3 protein-coding genes are annotated in these 3,979 nt (G+C 59.4%); 2 read left to right on the top strand and 1 reads right to left on the bottom strand.

The genetic code is table 11. The features are described from left to right. Together P792_RS31675 and P792_RS31670 are read left to right on the top strand one after the other, a co-directional pair. Window positions 1–961, top strand: a 961-nt coding sequence (locus P792_RS31675) for an HlyD family efflux transporter periplasmic adaptor subunit (protein ID WP_235075491.1), incomplete at its 5' end; no start/stop codon positions are given. Continuing rightward, window positions 958–3,105: a peptidase domain-containing ABC transporter gene (locus P792_RS31670; RefSeq protein WP_023979370.1), complete on the top strand. Its 2,148-nt coding sequence runs from the start codon at window positions 958–960 to the stop codon at window positions 3,103–3,105. The genes P792_RS31675 and P792_RS31670, both read left to right, overlap by 4 nt. Window positions 3,106–3,156: 51 nt before the next feature. On the opposite strand, the gene P792_RS39015 is transcribed toward P792_RS31670, so the two are convergent. Further along, a partial coding sequence (locus P792_RS39015) for an ABC transporter ATP-binding protein (protein WP_035440202.1) occupies window positions 3,157–3,979 on the bottom strand: 823 nt, incomplete at its 5' end.

The following is a 3,979-nucleotide window of genomic DNA, read 5'->3' as shown; positions in this document are numbered from 1 at the left end:
GAAGCAGAAAGCCCTGAGGCTACAGGACGCACCCATCGAGAAAACCTCGATCGCAACGCAGATCCGTTACCTCACGCAGCAGCACGATGAAATCCGGCGTCAAATCGAGAGCGATAACCACGTCTTGCCGATTGTCGAATCGGCGATGAAGCGGATGCAGGCTGCCAAGTCACAGCACATCGTGACCGAAACGCAGTTCCAGAATCAGCTCTACACCTACGCACAGCTACTCAGCAGCCATGCCCAGTTTCTGCAGAATATGAGCGGGATCGAGGGGCAGATTGCTGATCTGACATCAAAGCTTGTGCGCTACGACACCCAGCAGGCGCGTGACCTCAACGACCTTGACAAGGAGATCGCGCGTATCCAGCAGCAGATCGTCGAGAGCGAAGCCCAGAAATCGAGCGTGGTCATCGCACCTGATGACGGCATCCTGACGGCCATACGCAGTAATCTGGGTCAACATGTGCAGGCAGGGCAGACACTGGCCACCCTCCTGCCTACAGGGCACACGCTGGAGGCCATGCTCTTTGTCAACAGCGCCTCGATCGGGTTCCTGCATGAGGGTGAACCAGTCCTGCTGCGTTACGATGCCTTCCCCTATCAGCGCTTCGGGCTTTATCGCGGCAAGGTTCTCGAAGTGACCCGCGCCCCTGTCTCGATCACTGAAGCCAGTCCTGCCCCCACCGCCGCAGGCAAAGGCACCGGGACTGAACGCGGCTCAGACCCGTCTCTCTATCGCATACGGATCCTGCCCGATCAGGATTACGTCAACGCCTATGGAAAACAGATGCCGCTTCAGGCCGGAATGGCCGTGCAGGCCGATATCGCCATCGATACCCGCAGGCTCTATCAGTGGATCTTCGACCCGCTGATCAGTGTCCGTGATGACATCTATATGGTGAGCGGCGGCATGGTGAGTGGCAACAAGGGGACCGGCAACAGGATGACGGGGCGATGAAGACGCTCAAATCCCTCGCCTATGGTTTTCAGCCCCGTACGCCGGTCATTCTGCAGGTTGAAGCCGCCGAGTGCGGCATGGCCTGCCTGGCCATGATCCTTGGGCATTATGGCAACCGCATCGATCTACCGACGCTGAGGCGACGGTTTGCCCTCTCGATCAAGGGCAGCACGCTGCGCGACCTGATGGCCACGGCCGAGCGTGTGGGCCTGACAACGCGCGCCGTGCGTCTGGAACTGGACGAATTATCGGGGCTTCGCCTGCCCTGCATCCTGCACTGGAATATGAACCACTTCGTGGTTCTTACTGCCGTCAACGGCAAACGGGTCACGATCCATGATCCCGCTTTCGGGCGGCGCAGCCTGCCCATCGAGACGGTCTCGCGCGAGTTCACGGGTATCGCGCTTGAGGCGTTCCCCAATGAGAATTTCCGAAAGGAGGATGCCCGGGAGACCCTGCGCCTGCGGGATCTGTTCAGGCATGTCGCCGGACTGCGCTCATCCCTGCTGATGCTGGGAGCATTGTCGCTCGGGCTCGAAGTCATTGCGATCATCATGCCGATGGTATCGCAGGTGATTATCGACGAGGTTGTTGTCACCTCGGATCGCGAGCTGCTGAGCACGATCGCCGCTGGCGTGGCGCTCTTGCTGCTCCTGCAACTCCTCATTGCCTGCGTACGGCAATGGTCCGTGCTTATCATGGGCACCCGGGTAGGGCTTCAGTGGAATACCGGGCTCTTCAACCACCTTTCCCGCCTGCCGCTCGATTATTTTGCCAAACGCCATGTGGGCGATATCCTGTCGCGCTTTAACGCTATCGCCTCGATCCAGAAGACCATGACCACCGATATGGTTCAAACGGTCATGGACGGCCTCATGGCCGTGGGCATGGGCGTGATGTTGTTCATCTATGGCGAGTGGCTGGCTGTCGTGGCGCTGATCGCCGTGACACTGGATGTGACGCTGAGGCTCTTTACCTACCGTCTCTATCGCGAGGCGAATGAAGAGCAGATCGTTTTCGATGCCCGCCAACAAAGTCATTTCATTGAAACGCTACGCGGCATGGCAAGCGTAAAGCTGCTGGGCCTGCGCGAGAGCCGTCGCATCTCATGGCTCAATCTGGTGATCGACAGTATCAATGTCCGGCTTCGCATCCAACGCTACGACCTCATCTATGGCAGGCTGGCTGAGCTGATTTTCGGGGCAGACAGGCTCATCATGATGGTGCTCGGCGCGATGGCCGTCATGAAAGGGGCCATGACTGTTGGCATGCTCGTCGCATTCCTGTCCTACAAAGACCAGTTTGCAGGGCGTATCGGCAGCCTGATCAGCAGCGGCTTCCAGATCCGCATGCTCAGCGTGCAGACAGAACGCCTGTCAGATATCGTCATGACCCCAACGGAGCCGTCCGAGCCTACGACCAGCCTTGCCCCCCGGCCCGACGGGGGCGGCCAGGGAGCTCTTGCCTGCCAGGGCCTCTCCGCCCGCTATGGCGCGCATGATGCCTGGGTCTTTTGCGACATTTCCCTCGATGTCCCTGCCGGACAGATTATTGCGGTCGTGGGGCCGTCGGGCTGCGGCAAGACGACTTTTCTCAAGACGCTCATGGGGCTGATGGAGCCGTCATCAGGCAAGATCACGCTTGATGGCGAGTCGATCGAGGCCCTGACGCTGGAGGGGTATCGTAGCCGCATCGCCGGCGTCCTTCAGGATGACGGCCTCTTTTCAGGGTCGATCGTCGATAATATCAGCGGCTTCAATGAGGAAATCGATCAGGCGTGGCTCAGGGAATGTGCCAGCAGAGCCGCCATATTGCAGGATATCGAGCATATGCCGATGGGGTTCGATACCCTGATCGGTGATATGGGCGCAGGACTTTCCGGTGGACAGAAACAACGCATCATCCTGGCGCGCGCACTCTATCGCAAACCCGATATCCTGTTTCTGGACGAGGCCACCAGCCATCTGGATGAAATGACCGAGGCCCATGTCGCCGCTGCATTGCGCGCCATGAAGGTCACCCAGATTATCGTGGCCCATCGACCGGCGACCATTGCCCATGCCGATCGGATCTATGTTTTCCAGCCAGGTGGCGTACTGCAGGAATATCTCCCCCAAGGCCACAATGCCTCGGCACCTGCTTAAAGTTCGATCCCATCCCCCAAGTTATTCTGCCTTGAGGGCAGAGATGACGCCTTAGCCCTCGAGCGACTGCAACTCGAACAGGCGGCGATAGATCCCCCCTTCACGCCGCACCAGCTCGGCATGCGAGCCATCCTCCTTCAGCGCGCCCTTGCTGAACACGAGGATACGGTCCAGCTCCATGACCGTGGACAACCGGTGCGCCACCACAATCACCGTGCGACCGGCCATCAGGCGATGCATGGCGTCCTGCACCAGAACTTCGGACTCGGAATCGAGGCTGGACGTTGCCTCATCGAAAATCAGCAGGGGGGCGTCAGCCAGAAACGCACGGGCAATCGCCACGCGCTGACGCTCACCGCCCGACAGCTTGACCCCACGCTCACCAACGAGCGTAGCATAGCCTTCCGGCAGACGTTCGATAAACGCACTCGCATTGGCCAGCTGCGCGGCACGCTCGATTTCGGCCTGCGTTGCCCCCGGTCGGGCATAAGCGATATTTTCCGCAAGGGAACGATGGAACAGCATCGGCTCCTGCGGAACGATGGCGATGTGGGCCCGCAATGAGTCCTGTGTGACATCGCGCACATCCACGCCATCGATCAGCACCCTGCCCGTGGTTGTATCATAGAGACGCTGGATGAGCTTGGTGAAGGTCGTTTTGCCCGAACCGCTTGGCCCGACGAGAGCAACACGCGAACCGGGGGTGATCGAGACATCCAGATCACGATAGAGCGGCGTATCCTGACCGGGATACTGGAACGTCACATTATCGAAACGAACGTCACCTTGCGTGAAGGCGGCCTTGCCCGCGCCCTTGTGGTCCTGAACGCCGGGCGCCTGATCAAAAATGGCAACAAGCTCTTCCATCTCGTTG

The organism is Asaia sp. SF2.1, assembly GCF_000505765.1.
GTDB lineage: Bacteria > Pseudomonadota > Alphaproteobacteria > Acetobacterales > Acetobacteraceae > Asaia > Asaia bogorensis.
Note: the sequence above shows the minus strand (reverse complement) of the source record. Positions and strands in the feature narration are given on the sequence as shown.